Raw genomic sequence first — 23,639 nt, forward strand, 5'->3', positions numbered from 1 at the left:
GGCCACCCGGCGCATCCAGACCGCGACCAGCCCCTCCGTGTCGGCGACCGTGACGGCGGCACCGACGATCCGTCAAGGCGTCTCACGGACAGGCCGGACCGTCGTCAGCGAGGGAAAGCCGCGCGGGGCTCGCCCTCGGCAGATCGCCCGGCGTCCGGTCCTCTCGCCTGCGCATCTTTCGCCGAGAGCTGCCGCGAGCAGAGCTGATGCTGTCAGCCTACACGGCACCACGCCGTCACTTTGAGCAACCATTATCCGCCATAAGTGGAGGATGGGGCGCATGGGGTTTAGGCGGGTCGCCGTTCTTGCCTCAGGGTGAAGCGGAACGGTTCCGAGGAGCGTCCTTCATGTACGTCACGTCAATGAGGTGCGCTCCCCGGGACGTCAGGTCGCGGCGCGGCGAAGAGGGACGACGACCCTCTCCCCCATGCGCTTGGGGTCGAGGCGGTAGTACTTGATGTGCCCGATCCGTTCCGTCTCCTCCAGCCAGCCGGCCTCGATGACCTGCTTGCGGGTGCGGGAGAAGACGGGCGGTGCCATGCCGACCAGTTTGGCCAGGTTGGCGGCAGTCTCCAGGACGGCGCCGGACCTGTCGGTCGGATGCAGGGCGTACAGCATGACGACGAGACGCTGGTTGGCGCTCATCCCTGCCGTCTTCTCCAGCAGTTCGAGGTTCTTCTGCTTGTCGTCGCTGCTCATCACTGGACCTCCCACCGTGCAGGAACATTGTCGTCGAATCCGGGGATGTCCGGCGGGTTGCACGTCTTCACGGCCTCACGCTGCTCGACCCCTGTGCCGTGAAAGGCGATGTACGGGCTGATCCGATAGAGGTTGTAGTTGCCGATCCGTCCTCGGACGATCAGGATGCGGTGTTTGACCAGCTTCCTATTGATCTTTCCTACGGCGTCGGAGGACATCCCCACTCGTTTGGCGATGTCGGCGCCGGTGGCTCGCAGCGGCTCCATGCCCTCGGGCGAGACCCCGATCCACCACAGGACGAGGAACTTCTGACTGGGTGTGAACGCCCTGGACTCGGTGATCGCCTCGACGCGCGCCTTGTCGACCTGCGTGTGCCTGCCGGAGAAGGCGTATGGCGCATAGGGGACCGGCTCGCCGGTGTCGGCGTCGACCAGTCTGCGTACTGCTCCCAACGGGCCCTCCGTGCAAGGGGGGTGATTGGCGGTTCAAGGGTTCATGAGGACGGCCCTCAGGCCGACCAGATGAACCTAACGTACATGAGCAGGAAGTCAATCAAGTCCGCCTGTCGGCCGTGTCGGTTGCCGTCCCGTGTAGTCGCCGAACCTCGCGTTCTCTGCCTGATTCGGGGCCGGAGAAATGTACTCCACGTCAATCTGCCGCTGTCCTGAGGACTGGGTACCCAGTTCCTGGGAACTGCCTGGCAGTCCTCAGAAACTGCCAGGCAGTTCCCATGATCGTGGTCGTTCTGGCTGTTTATGCAGGTCAGCGGGGTCTTGACGGCTGCGCTCTCTTACTTAACCAACTGGCCCGCCATCGTGGTTACCGCGGCGGGACGCCGCGGTGGTGCGGCGCCCCGCGCCGACGTACCTCTGGGTGGACGACTCCGCCTCGGGACATACCTGCCTCAAGCCAGCGACGAGTACGCCCCTAGCACCCGCCGCCCGACCGAGGGGCCGTGCCACCGGGAGTGCGACGGCGACTCACGTTCACCCGGCACACGTACCCTCTGCTTTCCGGCGCGCACGGCCTGGGCCACGACGAAACGGGTCCGCGCCGGGAAGCGGAGGGGCAGCGGGGTCCAGGGGCCGGCGAAGGCCCCTGGTACCACGCCGCCCAACCATGTCGGGGACCGACCACCGAGGAGGGCGTCCCGCCACCGGCCGTACGACGGGTGCAGGTGGGGCGGGGTGACCCGCACCCGGGTTCCGGCCCGCACCAGCAAGAGAGTTCTGGGCGTGGCGAGGTGCGCATACACGGTGATTGCGGCGTAATCAGCCCAAAAGTATCCAGAAGGCACCCGTGGGGCTCGCAGCCGCGGCGAAAGCGTTAGGTAACTAACGCGTCGACCTCACAAAAGGTCAGGAACGTTAGTATGGTGACGCCATGAGTTCTCCAGCCTCCTTCAGCGACCGCGAGAAGGTCGTCTCCAAACTGCCGGGATGGCTCCGGCAGAACCTGAAAGTTAGGGCCGCCCAGTACGGGATGGACATCCAGACGGCGGTCGAGCAGTGCATCAGGGAGTGGTGCACCCTGGCCTCGACCGCGCAGACGGTGGACACCTCCGGAGCGGACTCGTTCTCCACGTTTCTGCCTCCGGGGCAGTGGGAGGAATTCCGGCAGATCGCGGCCGACCGCCGAGTTTCACTCATTCAGGGACTTGCGCAATCCGTCCAGCTGTGGCTGGACTCCAACCCCGCTCCGGATGTCGAGCGACCTGAGGTCACCCGCCGCGTCATCGTGTGCAACCAGAAGGGCGGGGTCGGTAAGACGGCAATCACCGCCGGGCTCGGGGAGGCGCTGTCCGAGGACTCCAACGCCCTGTACCCGGTGCGGGTGGCCAAGGCCCTCACCAAGGCCCTGCGCGCGAGCGAGACCCAGGCGGGCGAGCCAGAATCCGCAGACGATCCGCTCGACATCGAGAATCTGCCCGGCCCGGGACTGAAGGTGCTGCTCGTCGACTTCGACCCGCAGTGCCACCTCACCAACCAACTGGGCGCCACCCCCCTGCCGATGAACGGCGACAGCCTCACCAACCACATGGCGGGCGAGCCGAAGGGCGATCTGCGAGACCTCGTCGTCTGTGTCGACGAGGACGTCTTCGGAGACCGGCTGCACCTGCTGCCCGCCTGCAACGACGCCTTCCTGCTCGACGTACGGCTGTCGGCGGTGCGGGCCCGGGAGGCCGCGCTGGAGCGGGCGCTGGCCCCGCTGGAGAGTGATTACGACGTAATCATCGTGGACTGCCCGCCGAGCCTCGGCCTGAGCATGGACGCAGCCGCGTACTACGGGCGGCGTCGCGACGGTGAGAAGCCGGGCCAGTCCGGGGCGCTCATCGTCGTGCAGGCGGAGGACAGTTCGGCGGATGCCTACGAACTGCTGACCACTCAGATCGACGACCTGCGCGGAGACCTCCAGGTCGACATCGACTACCTCGGCATCGTCGTGAACCTGTACGACTCGCGGCGCGGCTACATCGCGACGTCCTCCCTGCAGGGCTGGGTCGACATAAAGGATCCGCGGGTCGTCGGGCTGATCGGGGACCTCAAGGAGCAGAAGGAGGCCGTGCGCGTGAAGCGGCCGCTGCTGTCGTACGCCCCTAAGTCGCAGCAGGCGGTGGGGATGCGCGCGCTGGCCCGGGAGGTGTTGTGAGCAAGGCCGATCAGCTCGGTGCCGGTCGCTTCGGCGGGGCGGTGCGTCCTGTCAGCGCGCGCCGCCAGGCCGTCGCCGCGGCGACCGGTGTGCCCACCGAAGGGGTTGCCGCTCCATCGGAGTTGCCCGTGCACCGCATCAGCCCCAACCCGGACAATCCGCGATCCAGCCTCGGGGACCTGACCGACCTCGCCGGAAGTCTGAAGACCCACGGGCAGAAGCAGGCGATCACGGTCATGAACCGCGATGCCTACCTCAAGGCCAATCCGGACCAGGAAGCCGCACTCGAACCGGACGCCGCGTACGTCGTGGTGGACGGCAGCAGCCGGCTGGCCGCTGCCCGCGAGGCCGGACTGGCCACCGTGAAGGTCATGGTCAGCAACGACCAGGGAGCCACTTCCGAGGAACTGCTGGAGTCCGCGCTCGTCGCCAACATCCACCGGCAGGACCTGGAAGAGATCGACGAAGCCCGCGCTCTGCAGCGGCTGCTCGCCATCCACGGCAGCCAGCGGGCTCTCGCGAAGCGGCTGCACCGCTCTCAGGGGTGGGTGTCGCAGAGGCTCGCCCTGCTCAATCTGACGCCCGAACTCCAGGCCCGCATCGGCCAGGAGCCCATCGACCTGCTGCGCGCGGTCGGCAACAAGCCTGCCGAGCAGCAGGAAGCGGCGCTGGAGGAACTGAAGGCTGAGCGGGCCCGGAAGGAGGCGAAGGGGTCGGCGGAAAGGCTTCGCGGGGCGGAAGCGGAGGTGGAAGCGGACGCCCTGCGGGGCTCGGGACCGGAGGCGGGCCTGGGCTCGGAACGGGGCTCGGGTGATTACGGCGTAGTCACTTCTTGGGCGGAAGCCAGTGGGGAGCCCAGCGGTGATTACGGCGTAATCACCGGCCCCCACGGAGGGCGTGAGCAGGAGAAGGCCGGGGGTGCTGAGGTTTCGGAGGCGATTCCCGAGCCGCGAGGGCATGAGTCCCCGGGTGCGGGCGAGCCTTCCCTCGTGTCCTCCGACGAGACCTCTGACGAGACCTCCGGAGAGCGCTCCGGCAAATCCGTCGGTCAGTCGGATCAGCGGCTGCGGAAAGTGCCGTACGACGAGCCCGGGCCGCTCGCCATGCTGCTGGACACGAAGATCACCTCTGACGAGGTCTTCTTCGACCTTCTGCGCTTCCTCGGGGCGAAGGGCCTGGAACGGGACGCGGGTCGGCTCGCCGAGCTGGCCCAGTCCCTGATCGACCAAGCCGCTGTCCGAGTGGAGTGACCTGGCCTGCCGTTGGGCGTCCCGGATCTGTCCGGGACGCCCTTGGGCTTTTCAGCGCACGGGTGTTCGGCGATGTCTGCCAGGGGCTGCCGCCTGTTGTACGGGGTGCAAGGCAATCCCGATCAAGGAGCAGATGATGAACCTCGCGCTGTGGATCGCCGCCGGGCTGCTGGCCGTGGTGGCCCTCACCGGCGGAGTCAGCAAGACGTTCGTACCCAAGGAGAAGCTGGCCGGGGTCAAGGGCGGGGGCTGGACCGAGGACGCCAGTGTCGGCTTCGTCAAAGCCCTCGGCGTCCTGGAGCTGTTGGCCGTGGCGGGGCTGATCCTGCCCGCCGCGCTGGGCATCGCACCGGTCATGGTGCCGGTGACCGCGGTGTGCTGGGTTCTGCTGATGGTCGGTGCCATGATCACCCACGGCCGGCGCGGCGAGTTCTCACTTGTCCTGCTCAATGTGATCTACCTGGTGATCGCGGCCTTCATCGTGTGGGGTCGCTTCGGCCCCGAGCCCTTCGCCGGCTGACCGGCGATGTCCGCGGCACCTAGAGTGTGCCGAGACACAGTTCCCGACAGCCCTCCGGTTCTGGCAGAGGGAGGACGCTTGCCTGGCCCTGCTGTGACGACAGGCTCTGCGGCCCACGTGCCGTCGGCAACACCCCGTGTCGTGGCCCCCTGGTGCGCGGAACAGGGGTGGCCGGTGCATCCCCTCGCGCCGGGCCGTAAGACCCCGATCGCGAACTGTCCCTCGTGCAGGCGCCGGGCGCGCCGTCCCGCGGACTGCCCCTGCCTGCCCGCCGGGCTCCCCTGCCACGGTTTCCACGCTGCCACCACCGACGCCGGGCTCATCGAGCGTTGGTGGTCGCACACTCCGAGCCGGGGCGTCGGGATCGCCTGCGGGGAGCGAATCTGGTCGTCATCGACGTCGATGCGCACAGCGCGCCCGTCCCGGACCGCAACCGGCTGCTGCCCGGCACTCCCATCCACGACTCCGTGAACCTGACCGGGCCCGCGTCCGGCTTCGACACTCTCGCACTCCTCGCCGCTCTGCGCGGGGAGCCCAGCCCGGCCGAGGACACCGGAACTCGACGCGTACGCACCCCGTCGGGGCCTGGACATCTGGTACCGCAATCCGTGGCCGGCTATCCGGCTGCGCTGCTCGACCGGGTCCAGCACCAGGACGGCGCTTGCCTGGCAGGTCGGTGTGTGAGCGGACGGCGGCTACATCGTGGCGCCCACCACCCGGACCGATCAGGGCACGTACGAGCCGGAGGGGCCGGCCCGGCTGCCCGCGCCGCTGCCTGAGTGGCTCGGCGAGGAACTCCTGCGCACCGGGCATGGGGCAGAGCGGCCATCCGGGCATCGGACAGAGCAGCCACCGCTCGGCCGCCGACTGCCCGGCGGGCCCTAGGGTGATTACGGCGTAATCACCCGGCGGCGGCCGGCCGCTCTGCCCGCCGCCGGGGACCGGGTGCTCGCACCCTTGCTGGCGGAGGTCGCCGCGTGCGCCCGAGGGTGCGGCTTTCACCGAGAAGCTCAACAAGGCCGCCTACACGGCGGGAGGGCTTGCCGCTCCCGGGCACCTGGAGGAAGCCGTCGCGCGGGCTCTTTTGCACGTGGCCGCCGAGACCGCGCGGCCCCTCCAGAGCGCCCGTAACACCCGCATCATCGACGGCGGCCTCACCGGGGGAGCCGCGCGCCCGCTTCATCTCGAAGGACGTTCGCTTCACCTCGGCGGACCCTGAGTGCACCGGCCGGGGGCGCCCGGTGCTTCGGCATGGGTGCCGGGCGGCCGGTGATTACGGCGTAATCACTTCTCCGCGGGGGCCGCGCCGTTTCCGGGAGCCGCACACGGCGCCCGAGCCCAGCCGGAGCGGCTCGGGGGCGCCTGCCTCGCCCAGCGCTTTCAACCCCTCGGAGAACAGGGCCCCTCTGTCGCGCTCCCAGGCCCCGTGCTTCCGGAGTAGCAGGAGGCCCGTCTGTCGGTCTTGGGACTCCTTGAAAATTGGCTCTGGCTGCGCTTCCGTGAATGATCTTGGTGCTGCGGCAGGTTGCCGCCCTCATCTCTCGACTGCGCTGCCGAAGTGGCCCGTCGTCGGCTCGGCCGTCGGCCTATGTTTCCCCCTGTCACGGTGTGTGGTGCAGGAGGCTTGATGCTTTGTGGTTCCGGAGCGGCAGCGCGGGCGAGCGCCGGATTACCGATGAGGCGCTCGCCTTCGGCAGGATGGGCGCATGACCGACATCCGCACACCCCGTCTCCTCCTGCGTCGCTGGCACGACGACGACCTCGCACCGATGGCGGACATCAACGCGGACCCGGGGGTTATGCGCTGGATCGACGACGGCTCGGTGTGCGACCTGGACCACACGCTGGAGGCCATCGAGCGATGGGAGGAGGAGTGGGACGAGGAGGGCTTCGGACTCTTCGCCGTCGAACTGCTGGCCTCGGGTGAACTGATCGGCTTCACGGGACTGTCCGTGCCCGAGTTCCTGCCGGAGGTGATGCCCGCCGTGGCGATCAGCTGGCGGCTGGGCTCACAGTTCTGGGGCCAGGGATACGCGTCCGAAGCCGCGCACGCCACGCTGGAGTTCGCGCTCCAGGACCGCGGCCTGGACCGCGTCATCAGCATCAACCGGGTGGGGGACAACGCCTCCGAGAACGTCATCCGCAAGCTCGGCATGGTGCCCGAGCGGGAGACGACACACCCGGTATACGGCTACCCGCTGCGCGTTCACGTCATCGATCTCACCGAGTTCCAGGCGTGAACCGGCCGAGCCGTCGATCATCACAAGACAGCCGACCGCTGTCCCTACGTCCCTGAGCGCGTTGAACGCGAGGACACGGACACCGAGGGAAGGGCGATGTCTCCCCGTCGCTGACCTGGGCTTTCACGGAATCGCGGCCAGAGCCTTGAAATTCCCCGCCCTCACTCTTCGTCCCAGTTGATTGCGGGCTCAACCAGGAGGCGCACCTCCCTCACCAAGCCAACTGTGGCGCGCATCACATCGAGCTCATGTCACGGACTGGCTCGCAGCTTCCATCCACTGGTCGTCACCAGCGAGCGGAGGAAGGCAAAGCGATGAGCACACGGCACGAAACCGGCACGGCGACCATCCCCCACCGCGTTCTGATCCTGGGCGCGGGTTATGCGGGCATGTCCGCAGCCATCCAGCTCGCGAGCCGGGTCAAGCGGCGCGAGGACGTGCAGGTGACCCTGGTGAACCCGCAGGAGCGGTTCACCGAGCGACTGCGGTTGCACATGATGGCGACCGGGCAGCAGCTCGCCGAGCTGAGCATTCCGGAGCTGCTGGAGGGGATGGGCGCACAGTTCGTGCGTGGCTGGGTGACGGCGGTGGACGCGGACGCACGGACTGTGCGGATCGACGACGACCGGGTCCTGCACTACGACACGCTGGTGTACGGATTGGGCAGCGTGGCCGACACGACTGCGGTGCCGGGCGTCGACGACCACGCGTACACCCTCAACAGCCCCCAGGACGCCGAGGTGCTGGCCGACCGGCTGGCGCGGCTCGGCAGAGGCACAGCGGTGGTCGCCGGCAGCGGGCTGACCGGCGTCGAGTCGGCTGCGGAGATCGCCGAGCGCTACCCGGAGCTGAACGTCGTACTGCTGGGCCGGGACGAACCCGGTGCGGCCATGAACTCGAAGGCCAGGACGTACCTGCAGTCGGCGCTCGACCGCCTCGGCGTCCGGGTGCGCAGCGGCGTCGAGGTGGTGAAGGTGCTGCCCGGGTCGGTCGAACTGGCGGGCGGGGAGAGCATCGCCGCCGATGTCGTCCTGTGGACGAGCGGTACGCGGGTGTCGCCGCTGGCAGCCGCCGCCGGGCTGGCCGTCGACGAACGCGGCCGCATCGTCACCGACACCGCGCTGCGTTCGGTGTCGCACCCTGATGTGTACGCCATCGGTGACGCCGCGGCGATCCGCCAGGGTTACGGTGTCATGCACGGCACTTGCCAGGGCGGGATGCCGACCGGCGTGCACGCCGCGCTGTCAATCGTTCGCACGCTGAAGGGCAAGCGGCCCAAGCCGTTCCGCTTCGGCTACTACCACACGCCGGTGAGCCTGGGCCGACACGACGCCGTCGTGCAGTTCACCCGCCCCGACGACAGCCCGCGACGCGTTCATCTGACCGGCCGGATGGCGGCCCGGTATAAGGAGACGGTGACTGCCTCGCCCTGGCCGACCTTTGGCCGCACGAAGAAGATGCCCGCCTCGGGCGCGTTCTGGCCGCACGGAGGCCGCTTCACCCGCCGCGCCGAGGGTGCCGAGTGAGCGCCGACCAGCAGGTCTTTCACGAGTACCGCAAGCTGCTGTTCTCCGTGGCCTACCGCGTCCTTGGCTCCGCGGCCGATGCCGAGGACACGGTGCAGGACGCCTGGATCAAGTGGTCGTCCGCCGACCGTTCCCAAGTCGCTGATCCCAAGGCGTACTTGACGCGGATCGTGTCCAACCTGGCGCTGGGGCGCCTGCGTTCCACCCGGCACAAGCGCGAGACCTACGTCGGCCCGTGGCTGCCCGAGCCCATCCTCACCAGCGGCGACACCGCCGACGCCATCACGGACGCGGAGTCGGTGTCGATGGCGATGCTGGTGGTGCTGGAGACGCTGAGCCCGCTGGAGCGCGCGGTCTTCGTACTGAAGGAAGTCTTCGGCTTCAGCCACGCCGAGATCGCGGAGGCGGTGGAACGGTCCGAGGCGGCGGTACGACAGGCCGCGCATCGTGCGCGCGAGCACGTACGGGCCCGCAGGTGCCGGTTTGCCGCCGACCGCTCTCGGCAGCGCGAGGTCACCGAGCGGTTCTTCGCCGCCGCGACCGGTGGTGACATCAACACCCTGATGGAGCTGCTGTCCCCGGACGTCACCCTGTGGACCGACGGCGGCGGCAAGGTCCGTCAGGCGCTCAAGCCGGTCGTGGGAGCGCAGACCGTGGCCGCATGGTTCGCGGCCATCGGCACGGTCACCTACCAGGGTGTTCAGCCCGCCGACATGCGCGCAGAGCTCGTCGAGGTCAACGGCGGCCCGGGCATGGTGTTCAGCGCCCCGGACCGGGTGATCGCCACCGTCACCTTCGACTTCGACGCCGGCGGTCGTATCACCGCCATCCACAACGTTGCCAACCCCGACAAACTCCGGGCCATCACGGACGGCACCGCCCACGACGTCGCGACACGGTGAGCGTTGGGCGGGAACTGTCCCCGGACGGCAACCGAGGGTCGGCCCGGAAGGGTCCGCTCACCCTTTGACCGGTCATGGTCGTGACCGCTGAGGAGGCCGGGCGGACCCGCTTCACCGACAACAGCCGGCTCGCGGGGTGAGGAACAGGACCGGGCCAACGAGGTGAGCGGGGGAGCATCGCCGGCGGGCACTGAGCTTGACTCTGTCGGGGATCTTGGGCTTGGCGAGGTCAACTGCCCAGGGTTCGCGAGGATTTCAGCCGGGGTGACTCGCGCTGGTCGAGGTAGCTCTGGAAGGCAGTCGGCCGGCGGGGTATGGGGGCATCCTCGGCCGGTGGCAGTCCGCTGAGGCGCTCGATGTTGACGGCGATGGCCGTCAGGACGTGCTGGATGTGGGCCTTTCCCTGCCCTCGGTAGCGGCAGCGCCGCATGCCGTGGCCATGGGCGAACTCGTTGACCGTGCCCTCCGCACCGGAGCGGACCGCGTAACGCGTCGTCCACTCGGGCGTCTGCTGCTCGGTGCGGACGCGGAGTTGCAGGTCGCGGAGTTCTCGTGGGGGAAAGCCCACGGTGCGGGCGTTGTCGGCGGTGGTGGTGCACGGGGTGCGGGCCGGGCAGGGGCGGCACTGGCTCTTGGTGAACCTGGCCACGATCAGCGGGGCCGCGGTGGGCGAGGAGGTCGGGTAGGGGCCGTGCCAGCCTGCGCTGACCTGTCCCTGGGGGCAGGTGACCTGCTGCTTGTCGTAGTCGACGGGGAAGTCGTCCCGGGCGAAGCCCTCGCCTCGGCGGTGCTGGCGGGTGGGGTTGCTCTTCAGCGGCCCGGAGACGGTGATCTGGTGTTCACGGGCGGCTTGTTCCAGGTGGGGCAGGGAGGTGTAGCCGGCGTCGACCAGATGCTCGGCGGGCAGCAGCCCGCGACGCGCCAGGCGGGTGTGGACGCCGGGCAGGACCTTGCTGTCGTGGGTGGTGGCCGCGGTGGTGGCCACGTCGGTGATCACGTGGGGGCCGTCGGGGGCACAGGTCTCGGTCAGGTGGGCGGTGAACCCCTTCCAGCTGATGATGTGTCCGTGCCGTGCGTAGCGGGCCGAGGTGTCGTAGGGCGAGACGATCGCCCTCGACGAGGGCGGCAGTCCGGGCCCGCCTTCCTTCTCGGCGGTGCGCCGGCGCAGATGTCCTGCGGCGTCACGGTGGTAGTTCTGCACCATGATCTGCCGCAGGGCCTGGATGCGAGGGCCGGATGTGCGGTCTGCTCCGTGCCGGTAGAGGTGTTCCAGGAGTCGGACGGCGTCGTTTCCGGTGGCAAGAATCCTGGTCTTTCGCTTGGTGGGGTTCTTGCCCAGGCGGACCGGCCGGCCGTAGCGCAGCCCCAGTCCTCGTCGACCAGCTCGTCGAGCAGGTGAGGGGAGGTGCCGGCGACTTCTTCGAGTGCGGCGCGGACCGCCTCGGTGACCATCTCCAGGCGGGTCAGGTCGCGCACCGCGGCCAGGACGTGGGTGGAGTCGGTGCGCTGCGTGGTGCGCTCACGCACCAGGCCGGCCTCCGTGAGACGGGCCAGCACGAGGTCGAGGAGCCGGTCAGCACGGTCGTCTTCGGCAAGACGGTCTCGGAAGTCAGCCAGCACACTGTGGTGGAAGCCGGGACCGCCCAGTTCCATGGCCATGGCGTACTTGAAGTCGATGCGGCAGCGGACCGACTCGGCGGCCTGCCGGTCCGACAGGCCGAGCAGGAACCGCAGCACACAGACGGTGGCCAGTTGAGCAGGCGAGAGACCCGGACGCCCGTCCCGCGGGTACCAGTCGGCGAAGTCCTCGTCACACCACAGGCCAACCAGCCGGTCACGTACCCATATCGCCGTCGTACCACCCGGGTTGCTCGCCCGCGCAACCTGCACAGTCAGAGACGGGACCTGCTCACCGGAACGGGGACGAAGGGACAACGAGCACCTCGACAGCTGTATCAATCGGCGGAGCCACCCGAGCATGCCCGTCGATCTTTCTGCCGCACCGGGAAACTCCAAGATCCCCGACAGAGTCAAGCTGAGTGCCTGTTTCTGAACCCCGTGAGCGCAGGTCAAGGGCTGCGAGTCCGAAATGAGAGCTCTACGCAAGCGTTCGGGGAACGGTCACGATGACGGTGCCCCGAACGGAGCGGCTTGATCGATCTGGAGGTGACGGTCAGCACCTTCACCCGGAGGAGGCCGGCGAAATCGGGCAGCGGGCCTGAGTGGAACACGATCAGTTGCTGCAGGTCCCCGATTGGCCAGCGTCGAGTGACCAAGTGTTGCGGCCCCCGCTGGAGAAGTCGTGGGTCCATCCCACTCCAGTGCACCAGTGGTACTGGTCGTAGACGATCGTCACCTCCGGGGTCGCGTTGTAGTAGATGCCGCTGTCGATCGGGATGAAGGCGCTGTCCGCCCATCCGCCGTTTGTGTTTACGTCGAAGGTGGTGTTGTCGCCGTACACCCGCCCGGTGACGGTGTTCACGATGGACACCTCTGCGTGGGCGACCGCCCTGGCGTTGGCGCCGCTGGTGAGGTGTAGCTCAGCGTAGGCCGAGCGGCAGGAGGAGAAGTAGCCCAGATACAGGTACCCGATGCCGCTGCCGTCGGGCGCCTTGAGGTCCAGGGCTGGTGTCACGCCCACCGGATTCACGCAGCTCGCGGCCTGCGCGGTGCCCGAGAGCCCAACGTTGAGCGTGGCCGATCCCACGATCATCGCCGATGCGACGGCGACTCGTTGGATGATGCCTTTCCTTTTCATGTGCGTCCCCCTTCAGCTCGATGGCTTGACGGCGTGTCAGGGCCGCTCGCGTCAAACTTCCGCCGCCGCAGGTCAGGGGGTTGGTCCCCGTCACCGCGATGAGCAGGAATGGCTCGACCAGCTCTCCCACCCACCGCCCGTCAGATCGCAACGTACCAACGGCTGACGGCATTGGAGGGTGCTCTTTCGCACTGTGAAGCGATCGTTCCGGTGCCGGATTGCACAGCGAGCTACTGCGGGGCGCGGAGTCTCCTCACCGGGCCTGTGCTCGAAGTGGGTGAGGACGAGGGCGGCGCGGGCGCTCGACGTTGTCCTGCGTGTCCGCCACCGCCACAGTCGTCCCCATGTGCCCGACCTCCTGCCACGCCCGGATCGTCTGACTCTGCCGCACCAACAGCAGTGATCACCCGCCCCGGCCGCCCGCCGACGAAGCTGAGCCGCGACACTTCCCTTGCTATTGGTCGCGAGGCAACTTGAGAAGTATCAAGGATTTCCGGCCCGCTGCCGGCGATTTCGCCGGCCTCTCCGGGTGAAGGTGCTGACCGTCACCTCCAGATCGATCAAGCCGCTCCGTTCGGGGCACCGTCATCGTGACCGTTCCCCGAACGCTTGCCCAGAGCTCTCATTTCGGACTCGCAGCCCTTGACCTGCGCTCACGGGGTTCATGTCCCGTCTCGCCGGATGTTCTCGCTGTCGCAGGTGACCTTGTTGGATTTGAAGCTGGTCTCGGGTGACGTTGCCGCTTCGGCAGCTGGGTACGGCGGCCGATCTCAGTGACGTTGTCTGCCGCCGTTCCCCAAACGGCAACTGCTGTGGCTGGCGGGGCGCGAGCGAAAGATGCTGCGAATGCCGTCGGCACTGACCGTCGTCAGTCCCGCATGCGTCACCGGGCCCGATGCCGATCCCCGGCTCAAGGAGCGGCTGGTGATTGGCCGCTGGGCAACCACCGGCCCGAGGTGGGCACGGGGGGTTTCGCCTTCTGGCGGCGGATGCGGCTGATCCCGTTCGAGCGGGTCGTGTCGGACGACCGCAAGATCGGCAATCTGGCGGACATCCTCGTCAACGAGGAGGGCCCCGGCATCCTCAACCGGCTCGTCACGGGCGCCCGCCGGTATCTGGCGGGGGAGAAGGAGCTGAGCGGACCGGAGCGGGTGCGGATCGCCACGACCGCCTATGCCGAGACCGAGGACTACACCGGGCGTTTCCTGAGTGAGAGTTGCCGGATCGAGGCGGGGATGCGAGCGGAACAGGCCAGGCCCTACGCGGCGTACCGGGCGTGGTGTCAGAATGAGGGGGCTCAGGCCGTGTCGTCCCGGGCGTTCGCGGCACGCGTGCGTGAGGCGGTAGGGCTCGCGTCACCCAGGGAAAGGGTCCTGTCCAACCAGCGCAAGTACTACCCGGGCATCGGACTGGTCGCCGACGAGGAGACGACGCCATGAGTGCCCTCATCGCAGAGGACGAGATCGTCCACGAGGTCGAGTTCGTCTGGCTGGAGGACATCAGCAGGCTGGACTCTGTGCGCCAGAGCCTGGACCGGCTGCCGACCCGCTGCAGCATGCCTGCTTACCACCGCGACGGCCGGATGGTGGGCTACGCGCCGCTCCGGCCCGAGGCCAAACCCTCCCGTTCGTCGGGCACGTTCCGCCGCCGGGTCTTCTGGCTGCTGCCGCACGACCGTGACACCGAGCCGGACGGCCTGTACGCGACCGGGGCACCCGCCGAGGCCGTGGATCCGCGGACCCTCGCACCGGGCGCCAAGGGCCGCAAGACGGAGCGCTCGGGGGGCGGACCGTCCTCGTCGCCGGCGCAGGGAGCCGCGGCCGCGACGCGGCAACTGGGCCTCACCCTGCCCCTGTAGGCGCCGGCCTCTCGTGGATGCCGTTCAACGGAACGCGTTCAAAAGTTCTCCGCAAGGCATGACGCGGAGCATTGCAAAGAACCGTCCACCCGGTATATTTTGAGCCCTGCGCACATGGCGAGATTCGTGCGGTTCTAAATACAGATGTTGCGTATTTCGACGGTGACAGCGCAATCCGGGAACAGGGGGGTGTTCCGGGCATGGTCGGTGATATGCAGGCACACGTGGTGGTCGCGGGCGGAGGTCCGGTTGGTCTGTTGATCGCCTGCGAGCTGGCAAGGTACGGCGTCCGTACCGTGGTCGTCGAGGCGGAGACGGCCGTGTCCGGCCGGCCCAAGGCGACCACGCTGCACGCCCGGGCCGTGCAGTCCCTGTACCGGCGCGGTCATCTCGGCGGGCTCACCGCCGCAATGACCGGGCCGGCCTCGGCGAGCCGGCCGTTTCATTTCGCGGGGATCCCCGGACTGAGCATCTCCGCCCCGGCCCTGGAACCGACGCCGATCCTCAAGTGCCCGCAGGCGGAACTGGAACGGCACTTCGAGGCGCGCGCCCGGGCCGCGGGCGCGGTGATCCTGCGCGGTCACCGGGTGACCGGGGTGCACCAGGGGCCGGACGGGGTCCGGGTCACGGCGCAGGGACCGCGCGGCCCGATCAGCTGCGCGGCCGCGTACGTGGTGGGGGCGGACGGCGCGCGCAGCACCGTACGCGAGCAGGCGGGATTCGATTCCTGGACGCGTCCGGCGACCGTCTCCGCGATGGCGGGGGACGTCCGGCTCCGGGAGGCGGACGCCCTGCGGCCGGGCTGGCACCGCACCCCGCGGGGCTGGATCGTCGCCAAGGACGTCCCGCACGGCAGGACGCATCTGCGCACTCTGAACTGCCTGGACACGCACCGGGACCGTCATCTGCCGCTGACTTTGGAGGAGTTGCGCCGGGAGGTCTCCCGGATCGCCGGGCGCGAGATCGCGATGTGCGAACCGCGGTGGCTGACCAGGTTCAGCGACTTCTCCCGGCTCGTGCGGTCCTACCGCAACGGCCGGATCCTGCTGGCGGGGGACGCGGCGCACGTGCACTTCCCGATCGCCGGTCAGGGGCTGAGCACCGGCGTGCTGGACGCCCTCAATCTCGCCTGGAAGCTGGCGCTCACGGTGCGCGGCGCCGCGGCCGACGGGCTGCTCGACACCTACGACGAGGAGCGCCGGCCCGCCGCGCAGCGGGTGATCGACAACACCCGCGCCCAGCTTGCCATCATGCGCCCTGATGCCGAACTGGACCCGCTGCGCGCCCTGTTCGGCGAGCTGCTCGCGGGACCGGAAAGCGGCGTCCTGGCGTCCATGCTCAGCGCCCAGGACACTGTGCTGCCCGCGCGCGGCGCCGATTCCTCCCCGCTGGAGGGCAGGTTCCTGCAGAACGTCGCGCTGACCACCCGGGGCGGACGCACCGACGTGATCCGCCTGCTGCGCGACGGGCGGCCGCTGCTGCTGCTCCTGGGCGGGCACGACCGCGCGGGGCGCGGGGACGGCGGCTACGTGGCCGAGGCCCGGCCCTGGGCCGGACTGGTGCGGGTGGTTCGGTGCGAGCCGGTGCCCGAACTGCCCTACGAGGCCGTCCTCGTACGGCCCGACGGGTACGTCGGCTGGACGGCCGGGGGAGGACCGCTGCCGCGCGCGCTGAGCGCGTACCTCACAGCCGGCGGGCCAGCGGCGGACGAGGGACTGGAGGCGACAGGTGCGCTGTCCGGCGCCGTCAGCTGACGGCCGCGGGCGGCCGCACGTCCTGCGGGACCCGCAGTTCCTCGTGCACCGCCGCGCCCCTGGCCTCGGTGATGTCCACCGCGGCGAGCACCGAGGGCATCACGACGCTCGGCAGCATGTGCCGCAGCAGGGCGGCCACCCGGCTGGGCAGGTCCTGGTAGTTGGACAGCGCCTGGGACATGGCCTGGACGCCGGCGAAGGCCCCCACCAGGACGTCGGCCGTCTCGGCCGGCACCACGTGCGGCAGCAGCTCGCCCTGGGCCTGGGCCCGCGTCAGCAGGTCGATGCCGACCGCGCTCCAGCGCAGGAAGGGGCCGCTGCGGTCGAGCCCCTGGGCCTGCTGGTCGAGCGAGAGCCGGACACCCGCCCGCACCAAGGGGTCGGTCTGCAGGTGGTAGGCGTGCAGGACGACCGTGTCGACCAGCTCCTGCACCTTGCAGGCCCGTTCGGGAATGGGCAGTTGGTGGTCCTGCTCGCTGATCACGCCCTCCGCCAGGTCCTCCTTCGAAGCGAAGTGGAAGTAGAGAGCGCCCTTGGTCACACCGGCGGCGGTCAGGATCTCGCTGATCGTCGCGGCCTGGTAGCCCCGCTCCTCGAAGACCTTGGCCGCCGCTGTGAGGATCGTCCGCCGTGTGCGGATCGCCCGGTCCTGCGTCACCACTGTCGGCCTCCTTCGTCCTGATGAGCCCACCAATAAAAACCGTCCAGTTTGTATCTTACAAGGTTTCGCTGCGTCTGGACATACGAGATCAACGAGTGGTGACAACGCGCACCACGTGAGAGGACAGAGCCATGGACGACGACGGACCGCGGACGCGGGTGCCGGCCGGACGGCGGGGGAGGACCCGGTGATCCTCGTGACCGGGGCCACCGGGACCGTGGGCCGGGAGGTGGTCCGGCGGCTGCCCGCCGGGGAACGGGTACGCGCGATGGCCCGGGACCCCGCCGAGATCACGGAGGTGTCGGCGACGGCGGAGCCGGTCGCCGGGGACTTCGCGGACCAGGCATCGCTGGCCCGGGCCCTGACCGGCGTGCGCGCGGCGTTCCTCGTCACCACGGACGCCACGGGCGCGCACGACACCCGGTTCATGCGCGCGGCACAGGCGGCCGGAGTGCGCCGGGTGGTCAAACTCTCCGCGGCCTGCGTACTCGACCCCGGGGCCGACGACCTCGTCACCCGGTGGCAGCGGTCCTGCGAGGAACTGCTGCGCGCCTCACCTCTGGAGTGGACCCTGCTGCGCCCGCGCGCCTTCATGTCCAACTCCCTTGCCTGGGCGGCCTCCATACGCTCCGAGCGCACCGTCCGCGCGCTCTTCGGCACGTCGGCCAACGCCTGCGTCGATCCCCGGGACGTCGCCGAGGTCGCCGTACGCGCCCTGACCGCGGACGGCCATGCCGGACGCGCCTACACGCTGACCGGCCCGGAGGCGCTCACCGCGACCGGGCAGACGGAGGTGCTCGGCCGGCTGCTCGGGGTTCCCCTGCGCTTCGAGGAACTGACCGAGGACGCGGCGCGCGCCGCCCTGGGCAGGCGGTATCCGGCCCCGGTCGTCGAGGCGCTGCTGGCGGGCGCGCAACGGCAGCGGGCGGGCGCCAAGGCCGGGGTGGAGGACACCGTCCGCGCGGTCACGGGCCGGCCGGCGAGATCCTTCCGGCAGTGGGCCGAGGACCATCTCCACGCCTTCGCCCCGGCGGTCACGGGCGATCCCGCCTGCGGCGACGGTGCACCCCGGGACGCGTCCGCGCAGGCGGCGCGGACGTAGACGGAACGGGGCCGGGGCTCGGCGGGAGGGGAGTGGGGTGGGGTGGGGGAGTGCGGCCCCCGCGCACCCCAACCCCTCAGGTCCGGCGGTCCGGCCGGCGGGGACGGTGTGTACCAGGGCCTTCTCCGGGCGGGGTCTGCGGGTCATGGTCCGGGCCGGACGTGCCCGCCATGGTCGTAGGCGGCACAGGGGCGGTCCTGGCAGCGGTGTGCCCTCGCCGGTCCGCCCCGGGGCAGTGGTGCCCCTTGCCGCGAGCGCCTGCCCGGAACGGAGCCGGTGTCGGTGCCTGGTGTCAGCGGCGACCGGTGTGCGGGACGCCATTCCGCGCCCCGAACAGAAACAAGGACTCTGGTCGGTTTTTGCGGCGGGGCCGGTGAGCGGCGCCGTGCTCACCGGCCCTGGCGGGTCATCCGGTGGGCGACGCCACGGCCATGGTGGCCCGGAAGGCTATGTGCCCGTCCTGACGGGCGGTCACGAGCACGGCCCTTTGGTGCGCCTGCGGCGCCGGGATCGGGACCGCCTCGACGATGCAGGGCGCGTCCATCTCGACATAGCGTGAGAACTCGCTGGTGAGGGCGAGCGGCAGCGAGGCCTGCCCGAGTGTCGCGACCGCGGCCTGGCGGGCCGCCTCGAGCAGCACCATGCCGGGCACGTGGTCGACCGGGTGGTCGAAGAGCACCGGGTGCCGGGTGTCCAGCCGCAGCTGCCAGCGGCCGGGCTCGCCGACGGGGGAGAGCACGACATCCGTGGGAGACATGCGCCCCACCGTCTGGGGGGCCTCCGGGGCGGTCAGGGGCAGTACGTCGGGCTGGCCGCCCGAGAGGACCCTGGCGGCGCGCAACCGCTCGTAGACCCGGGGGGAGATGCAGGTGAGCGTCCCGCCCCCGGTAGCGGCCAGGAAGCCGTCCCGGTGGAACGCCACCTCGATGCGGCAGCCGGTGAAGGCGCCGCGGCGCCACTTCACGTCCACGCACGTCACATCCAGTTCGAGCGAGGCCGGCGCCCAGCCGACGCGCAGGTGTTCGGGCTGTACGGCCATGCTCAGGTCCGCCATGAGCAGGTGATGGTCGAGCGGGACCCCGAACTCGGCGTGGGCCAGCAGGATGCCGGCCTGCCTGATCGTTTCTGCGGCGATCAGCGGGTCGTGGCAGCCGTCGACGTTGGCGAAGAAGCTGTGTCCGCGGGGCCACTGGGCGGCGAGAACGAAGCGGTCGTCGTGCACGCGCTTCCAGTCGGTGAGCATCACCTCGGCGACGCTGGCGCGGTGCACGAACTCCCTTGGGACCGTGGTGGTCCACGACGGCCGGTGAGGCGCGGTGTCGTCCTGCGGGATCCTGGTGTCGCTCTGCGCTCGCCGGCCGGCGGGAATCGTGCCGTGGACGCGGAAGGTGCTCGCAGACATGTCTGGGTCCCCCTGAGCGGGCGTCATCTGTGGGTTTGCCTGAGTGGCCCCGAAGATACATACCCACCGGTTTACTTTCCAGCGGTAGCAGGGACTCCGCTCCTCCACTTCTGGAGTGGTCGCTTCCAGCCATTCGCCCGCACGCTTTCCGCCACCGGCAATGGCGGGGCCCGCAGCGCCGACGACCTTGGACGATTCCGTGGCCGACAAGGCGCCCTTGTGCCGTGCTCGTCCCTCTGTCCCCATCGCCCTGCCCCACGCGCCGTCGCGATCCTCAAGCGATCCCTCAGCACTCCTCGAGTTGCCCGATCAACCATGACCGGGAGCCGTGAGGAGGGGGCAAACGCCGTATGGAGAACGGAGAAACCGTGCTGCGCGTGGAACGCGGCCAGGCCGGTGACGAGGAGCTGGCCGCCGTCACGGTGGTGTTGCTGCACGCCCTGCGGACCTGTGGCCAGGAGGAGTCCGAGGAGTCGTCGGCACCCGGCTGGAACTGGTGGAAGCGGCCCGACGGCTATGCGGCACCCGACAGTTGGCGATGAGTCGACCGCGGCCCGAGACGCCCTCCACCGCAAGGAAACCTGACCGCCTATGCGGTTTCTGATGTGACTCGATGGCACGGGGCGGGCTCTCTTGAGTGTCTTGTCCCAGAAAGGGACCAGAGATGGCGATGACGACTGCACTGGCGCCGGCCGTGAGTGCGCCGGCCGACATCCGCGGGCACGTGGCCGAGCTGCACGCGATACGCGCCCAGGCGACGGCCGGACCGAGCGAGAAGGCGACGGCGGCGCAGCACGCCAAGGGCAAGCTGACGGCCCGGGAGCGGATCGAGCTGCTCCTGGACCCGGGTTCCTTCCAGGAGGTCGAGCAGCTGCGCCGGCACCGCGCCCAGGGCTTCGGCCTGGAGGCGAAGAAGCCGTACACCGACGGTGTGATCACCGGCTGGGGTACGGTCGAGGGCCGTACGGTCTTCGTCTACGCGCACGACTTCCGGATCTTCGGTGGCGCGCTCGGCGAGGCCCACGCCACCAAGATCCACAAGATCATGGACATGGCCATCGCGGTCGGCGCGCCCCTGGTGTCGTTGAACGACGGCGCGGGCGCCCGTATCCAGGAGGGCGTCAGCGCGCTCGCCGGGTACGGCGGCATCTTCCAGCGCAACACCAAGGCGTCCGGCGTCATCCCGCAGATCAGCGTGATGCTCGGCCCGTGCGCGGGCGGCGCCGCCTACAGCCCGGCCCTGACGGACTTCGTCTTCATGGTCCGCGAGACCTCGCAGATGTTCATCACCGGCCCCGACGTCGTCAAGGCCGTCACCGGCGAGGAGATCACCCAGAACGGCCTGGGCGGCGCGGACGTGCACGCCGAGACCTCCGGCGTGTGCCACTTCGCGTACGACGACGAGGAGACCTGCATCGCCGAGGTCCGCTACCTCCTCTCGCTGCTCCCGCAGAACAACCGCGAGTCGGCGCCCCGGGTGCGCGGCGGCGACCCCGGCGACCGGCGCAGCGACGTGCTGCTGAGCCTGGTGCCGGCGGACGGCAACCGGCCGTACGACATGGCCAAGGTCATCGAGGAGATCGTCGACGACGGCGAGTACCTGGAGGTCCACGAGCGCTGGGCCCGCAACATCATCTGCGCGATGGCCCGCATGGACGGCCGGGTCGTCGGCATCGTCGCCAACCAGCCGCAGGTCCTCGCGGGCGTCCTGGACATCGAGGCCAGCGAAAAAGCTGCGCGCTTCGTCCAGATGTGCGACGCCTTCAACATCCCGATCATCACCCTCCTGGACGTGCCGGGATTCCTCCCCGGCGTCGACCAGGAGCACGGCGGGATCATCCGCCACGGCGCGAAGCTGCTGTACGCCTACTGCAACGCCACCGTGCCGAGGATCTCGCTCATCCTGCGCAAGGCGTACGGAGGTGCCTACATCGTCATGGACTCCCAGTCGATCGGCGCCGACCTGACCTACGCCTGGCCGACGAACGAGATCGCCGTGATGGGTGCCGAGGGCGCCGCCAACGTCATCTTCCGCCGCCAGATCGCGGAGGCCCAGGACCCCGAGGCCATGCGGGCGCGGATGGTCAAGGAGTACAAGTCCGAGCTGATGCACCCGTACTACGCGGCCGAACGCGGCCTCGTGGACGACGTCATCGACCCCGCCGAGACCCGCGAGGTGCTCGTCAGGTCCCTGGCCATGCTGCACAGCAAGCACGGCGAGCTGCCCTCCCGCAAGCACGGCAACCCGCCGCAGTAGGACGAAGACAACCGCGCGATTGGTTTGTTAGCAGGTCTGTCAGCGGCTACGTCTCGCCACCGAGTGCCTGTTTGTCGAGGCGTGCTCTCGGTGATTCGCTGGAGGTCTGTTGCGTCGTTCTTACTGCACGCAGGCGTGGAGCTGAGTAAAACCGCACGTCAGGCGGCTGGCAAGGGAAGGTGCAGGGAAGCCTGTTGTACGGTGCACCCAAAACAGCACGTGCGGTTTGGTATTGACAAACCGTCCGGCCTGTTTTGTACTCGGTGGGTGCCGGTATGACAGACACCGACCTAGGGGGCAACGGCATGGAGATCGACGTACTGGGCATTTTGGACGTCAGGGAGAACGGGGTGTCCATCGCTCCTACTGCGCCCAAGCCCCGCCAGGTGCTCGCACTCCTCGCGCTGCACGCCGACCAGGTGGTGCCGGTCTTCGCCCTGACCGACGAGCTGTGGGCCGGCTGCCCGCCGCGCAGTGCGCGCACCACGCTGCAGACCTATGTCCTGCAACTGCGCGACCTCATCGGCGCCGCGCTGGCGCGGCAGGCGTCCGCCGAGGGCGAGTCGGCCCCGCGGCGCAGCGCCAAGGACGTCCTGGTCACCGCGCCGGGCGGGTACATGCTCGTCTCCGGCGGGGGGAACAGTGACGTGCGCGAGTTCGAGCGGCTCGCCGGCATGGGCTACCGCGCCATCGACGCCGGGAACTTCAAGGAGGCTTCCCGGCTGCTGCGCGAGGCGCTCGACCTGTGGACCGGTCCGGCCTTCGCCGACGTACAGGCCGGAGCTCGCCTGGAGATGGAGGCCAAGCGGCTGGAGGAGAGCCGGCTGTGCGCCCTCGACCAGCGCATCGAGGCCGATCTGCGGCTCGGCCGGCACCGTGAACTGCTCGCCGAGCTGACCGTGCTGACCAGCCGTTACCGCACCCATGAGAACCTGCACGCCCAGTTCATGCTGGCGTTGCACCGCTCCGGCCGGCGCGGCGAGGCCCTGGAGGTCTACCACCGGCTGCGCGGCACTCTGGTGCGGGACCTCGGCCTGGAGCCGTCGGCCCGGCTGCGCCGGCTCCAGCAGTCGATACTGGTGGCCGCGCCGGAGAGCCCACTGGGTGTGGACGCGCAGCAGTCCGCCACGCCCCCGCTCGCTCCCGCCCGCGCGGTCGCCGCGGGCCGATACACGTGAACGGCCTTGTGACAGACGGGAGTCGGGCGGGCCCCGCCACAGCGGCGCAGATCACCGTTCCGATGGCTGTGGTCCGGTGCGATAAGTGGGTAACCTCAGGCGAAAGCAGCTAAGTTACCGCTTAGTAACTGACTTTTGCCGGTTCCGAGGAGCCCACTCATGCAACTCGTCGCGATCATCGTGTCGTTGACCCTGATGGCGGTCGGCTTCGCGCTGTTCGGCCGCGCTCTCGTGCGGATCCTGCGTTTCGTACGGCTGGGCCAGCCCGTGCCCAAGAGACTTCGGACCAACAATCCTTACTCCCGGACGGTCACACTCGTCCGGGAGTTCGTCGGTCACACCCGGATGAACCGCTGGGGCGTCATCGGGGTGGCGCACTGGTTCGTGGCGATCGGCTTCTACACACTGCTCCAGACCCTGGTCAACGCCACCGGCCAGCTGTTCCGCCCGGACTGGGTGCTGCCGGTCATCGGCGACTGGGCGCCGTACAACGTGTTCGTCGAGTTCATCGGCACGGCGACCGTGGCCGGCATCGCGGTGCTGGTCGTGGTCCGTCAGCTGAGCAGGGCGGACAAGCCGGAGCGCAAGTCCCGCTTCGCCGGCTCCAACTGGGGCCAGGCCTACTTCGTCGAGGCCGTCATCCTCGTCGTGGGCACCTGCATCATGGTGCTGCACGCCCTCGAGGCCGCCCTGCACCACGTCGACCACTACGAGCCGTCCGTCTTCCTCTCCTACCCGCTGGTCGTCTGGTTCCGGGGAATGGACCGCCCCACCCTGGACAACCTCGTCTACTTCTTCGCCGGCCTGAAGATCGCGACCTCCTTCATCTGGATGATCGTCGTCGCCCTGAAGACCGACATGGGTGTGGCCTGGCACCGCTTCC

18 protein-coding genes and 4 pseudogenes are annotated in these 23,639 nt (G+C 69.3%); 15 read left to right on the forward strand and 7 right to left on the reverse strand.

Annotated features, from left to right (window positions below; genetic code table 11):
- Positions 1–384: 384 nt before the first annotated feature.
- On the reverse strand, positions 385–699 hold the full coding sequence (locus ACZ60X_RS33760; protein WP_071377413.1) for a replication initiation protein, RepL2: 315 nt from the start codon (positions 697–699) through the stop codon (positions 385–387).
- Complete coding sequence (locus ACZ60X_RS33765; protein ID WP_469606755.1) at positions 699–1,151, reverse strand: MarR family transcriptional regulator; 453 nt, start codon at positions 1,149–1,151, stop codon at positions 699–701. The genes ACZ60X_RS33760 and ACZ60X_RS33765 overlap by 1 nt, the downstream gene beginning before the upstream one ends.
- Before the next feature lie 931 nt (positions 1,152–2,082).
- Here ACZ60X_RS33765 and ACZ60X_RS33770 point away from each other — a divergent pair.
- The 7 genes and pseudogenes from ACZ60X_RS33770 (at position 2,083) to ACZ60X_RS33800 (ending at position 9,786) form a co-directional block, all read left to right on the forward strand.
- On the forward strand, positions 2,083–3,348 hold the full coding sequence (locus tag ACZ60X_RS33770) for a ParA family protein (RefSeq protein ID WP_469606757.1): 1,266 nt from the start codon (positions 2,083–2,085) through the stop codon (positions 3,346–3,348).
- Complete coding sequence (locus ACZ60X_RS33775; protein WP_469606760.1) at positions 3,345–4,598, forward strand: ParB/RepB/Spo0J family partition protein; 1,254 nt, start codon at positions 3,345–3,347, stop codon at positions 4,596–4,598. Before ACZ60X_RS33770 ends, ACZ60X_RS33775 begins: the two co-directional genes overlap by 4 nt.
- Before the next feature lie 136 nt (positions 4,599–4,734).
- Positions 4,735–5,118, forward strand: coding sequence for a DoxX family protein (locus tag ACZ60X_RS33780; protein ID WP_469606810.1), 384 nt, complete (start codon positions 4,735–4,737; stop codon positions 5,116–5,118).
- Positions 5,119–5,259: 141 nt separating this feature from the next.
- Positions 5,260–6,337, forward strand: a pseudogene (locus tag ACZ60X_RS33785) (bifunctional DNA primase/polymerase).
- 487 nt (positions 6,338–6,824) lie between these two features.
- Positions 6,825–7,358: a GNAT family N-acetyltransferase gene (locus ACZ60X_RS33790; protein WP_469606763.1), complete on the forward strand. Its 534-nt coding sequence runs from the start codon at positions 6,825–6,827 to the stop codon at positions 7,356–7,358.
- A 314-nt stretch (positions 7,359–7,672) separates the two neighbouring features.
- Positions 7,673–8,884, forward strand: a complete 1,212-nt coding sequence (locus ACZ60X_RS33795) for an NAD(P)/FAD-dependent oxidoreductase (RefSeq protein WP_469606765.1) — start codon at positions 7,673–7,675, stop codon at positions 8,882–8,884.
- Positions 8,881–9,786: an RNA polymerase sigma-70 factor gene (locus tag ACZ60X_RS33800; protein WP_469606769.1), complete on the forward strand. Its 906-nt coding sequence runs from the start codon at positions 8,881–8,883 to the stop codon at positions 9,784–9,786. The genes ACZ60X_RS33795 and ACZ60X_RS33800 overlap by 4 nt, the downstream gene beginning before the upstream one ends.
- A 229-nt stretch (positions 9,787–10,015) precedes the next feature.
- Here the strand turns inward: ACZ60X_RS33800 and ACZ60X_RS33805 are convergent, their stop codons facing one another.
- The 3 genes and pseudogenes from ACZ60X_RS33805 to ACZ60X_RS33815 all read right to left on the reverse strand — a co-directional run bounded on the left by ACZ60X_RS33805 (position 10,016) and on the right by ACZ60X_RS33815 (position 12,544).
- Entirely contained in the window at positions 10,016–10,990 is a 975-nt protein-coding gene (locus tag ACZ60X_RS33805) for a transposase (protein WP_469606771.1), read from the reverse strand.
- A 452-nt stretch (positions 10,991–11,442) separates the two neighbouring features.
- Positions 11,443–11,766 (reverse strand): annotated as a pseudogene (locus tag ACZ60X_RS33810) (transposase); the annotation flags it as partial.
- A 253-nt stretch (positions 11,767–12,019) separates the two neighbouring features.
- Complete coding sequence (locus tag ACZ60X_RS33815) at positions 12,020–12,544, reverse strand: hypothetical protein (protein WP_469606774.1); 525 nt, start codon at positions 12,542–12,544, stop codon at positions 12,020–12,022.
- A gap of 929 nt (positions 12,545–13,473) precedes the next feature.
- Here ACZ60X_RS33815 and ACZ60X_RS33820 point away from each other — a divergent pair.
- The 3 genes and pseudogenes from ACZ60X_RS33820 to ACZ60X_RS33830 all read left to right on the forward strand — a co-directional run.
- Positions 13,474–13,983: pseudogene (locus tag ACZ60X_RS33820) on the forward strand (DNA primase); the annotation flags it as partial.
- On the forward strand, positions 13,980–14,402 hold the full coding sequence (locus tag ACZ60X_RS33825) for a DUF6009 family protein (RefSeq protein WP_469606777.1): 423 nt from the start codon (positions 13,980–13,982) through the stop codon (positions 14,400–14,402). The pseudogene ACZ60X_RS33820 and the gene ACZ60X_RS33825, both read left to right, overlap by 4 nt.
- A gap of 212 nt (positions 14,403–14,614) precedes the next feature.
- A complete protein-coding gene (locus tag ACZ60X_RS33830; protein WP_469606779.1) occupies positions 14,615–16,156 on the forward strand; it encodes an FAD-dependent monooxygenase in 1,542 nt (513 codons plus the stop codon).
- Here the strand turns inward: ACZ60X_RS33830 and ACZ60X_RS33835 are convergent.
- Positions 16,149–16,817 (reverse strand): ScbR family autoregulator-binding transcription factor, encoded by a 669-nt coding sequence (locus tag ACZ60X_RS33835; RefSeq protein ID WP_469606781.1) that lies wholly within the window; start codon positions 16,815–16,817, stop codon positions 16,149–16,151. The two genes, ACZ60X_RS33830 and ACZ60X_RS33835, sit on opposite strands and share 8 nt — an antisense overlap.
- 187 nt (positions 16,818–17,004) lie before the next feature.
- Here ACZ60X_RS33835 and ACZ60X_RS33840 point away from each other — a divergent pair, with 187 nt between their 5' ends.
- Entirely contained in the window at positions 17,005–17,919 is a 915-nt protein-coding gene (locus tag ACZ60X_RS33840; protein WP_469606783.1) for an NAD(P)H-binding protein, read from the forward strand.
- Between the two features lie 406 nt (positions 17,920–18,325).
- Here the strand turns inward: ACZ60X_RS33840 and ACZ60X_RS33845 are convergent, their stop codons facing one another.
- Positions 18,326–19,321, reverse strand: a complete 996-nt coding sequence (locus ACZ60X_RS33845; RefSeq protein WP_469606786.1) for a ScbA/BarX family gamma-butyrolactone biosynthesis protein — start codon at positions 19,319–19,321, stop codon at positions 18,326–18,328.
- 350 nt (positions 19,322–19,671) lie between these two features.
- Here ACZ60X_RS33845 and ACZ60X_RS33850 point away from each other — a divergent pair, with 350 nt between their 5' ends.
- From ACZ60X_RS33850 to ACZ60X_RS33865, 4 genes and pseudogenes are all read left to right on the forward strand, one after another.
- The gene (locus ACZ60X_RS33850) at positions 19,672–19,863 is read left to right on the forward strand and encodes an acyl-CoA carboxylase subunit epsilon (protein ID WP_469606788.1); all 192 of its coding nucleotides are present in this window, start codon (positions 19,672–19,674) and stop codon (positions 19,861–19,863) included.
- Between the two features lie 128 nt (positions 19,864–19,991).
- On the forward strand, positions 19,992–21,578 hold the full coding sequence (locus ACZ60X_RS33855) for an acyl-CoA carboxylase subunit beta (RefSeq protein WP_469606791.1): 1,587 nt from the start codon (positions 19,992–19,994) through the stop codon (positions 21,576–21,578).
- A gap of 305 nt (positions 21,579–21,883) precedes the next feature.
- Positions 21,884–22,756, forward strand: coding sequence for an AfsR/SARP family transcriptional regulator (locus ACZ60X_RS33860; protein ID WP_469606813.1), 873 nt, complete (start codon positions 21,884–21,886; stop codon positions 22,754–22,756).
- Between the two features lie 159 nt (positions 22,757–22,915).
- A pseudogene (locus ACZ60X_RS33865) lies at positions 22,916–23,639 on the forward strand (Fe-S oxidoreductase); the annotation flags it as partial.

The organism is Streptomyces sp. NPDC104106, from assembly GCF_055584345.1.

Bases quoted from the DNA above. Each gene is read 5' to 3' on its own strand.
- ACZ60X_RS33855 (WP_469606791.1), top strand. From the start codon at position 19,992: ATGACGACTGCACTGGCGCCGGCCGTGAGTGCGCCGGCCGACATCCGC.
- ACZ60X_RS33760 (WP_071377413.1), bottom strand. From the start codon at position 699: ATGAGCAGCGACGACAAGCAGAAGAACCTCGAACTGCTGGAGAAGACG.
- ACZ60X_RS33860 (WP_469606813.1), top strand. From the start codon at position 21,884: ATGGAGATCGACGTACTGGGCATTTTGGACGTCAGGGAGAACGGGGTG.
- ACZ60X_RS33805 (WP_469606771.1), bottom strand. From the start codon at position 10,990: ATGGTGCAGAACTACCACCGTGACGCCGCAGGACATCTGCGCCGGCGC.
- ACZ60X_RS33770 (WP_469606757.1), top strand. From the start codon at position 2,083: ATGAGTTCTCCAGCCTCCTTCAGCGACCGCGAGAAGGTCGTCTCCAAA.
- ACZ60X_RS33845 (WP_469606786.1), bottom strand. From the start codon at position 19,321: ATGTCTGCGAGCACCTTCCGCGTCCACGGCACGATTCCCGCCGGCCGG.
- ACZ60X_RS33780 (WP_469606810.1), top strand. From the start codon at position 4,735: ATGAACCTCGCGCTGTGGATCGCCGCCGGGCTGCTGGCCGTGGTGGCC.
- ACZ60X_RS33795 (WP_469606765.1), top strand. From the start codon at position 7,673: ATGAGCACACGGCACGAAACCGGCACGGCGACCATCCCCCACCGCGTT.
- ACZ60X_RS33825 (WP_469606777.1), top strand. From the start codon at position 13,980: ATGAGTGCCCTCATCGCAGAGGACGAGATCGTCCACGAGGTCGAGTTC.
- ACZ60X_RS33790 (WP_469606763.1), top strand. From the start codon at position 6,825: ATGACCGACATCCGCACACCCCGTCTCCTCCTGCGTCGCTGGCACGAC.
- ACZ60X_RS33850 (WP_469606788.1), top strand. From the start codon at position 19,672: ATGGAGAACGGAGAAACCGTGCTGCGCGTGGAACGCGGCCAGGCCGGT.
- ACZ60X_RS33830 (WP_469606779.1), top strand. From the start codon at position 14,615: ATGCAGGCACACGTGGTGGTCGCGGGCGGAGGTCCGGTTGGTCTGTTG.
- ACZ60X_RS33815 (WP_469606774.1), bottom strand. From the start codon at position 12,544: ATGAAAAGGAAAGGCATCATCCAACGAGTCGCCGTCGCATCGGCGATG.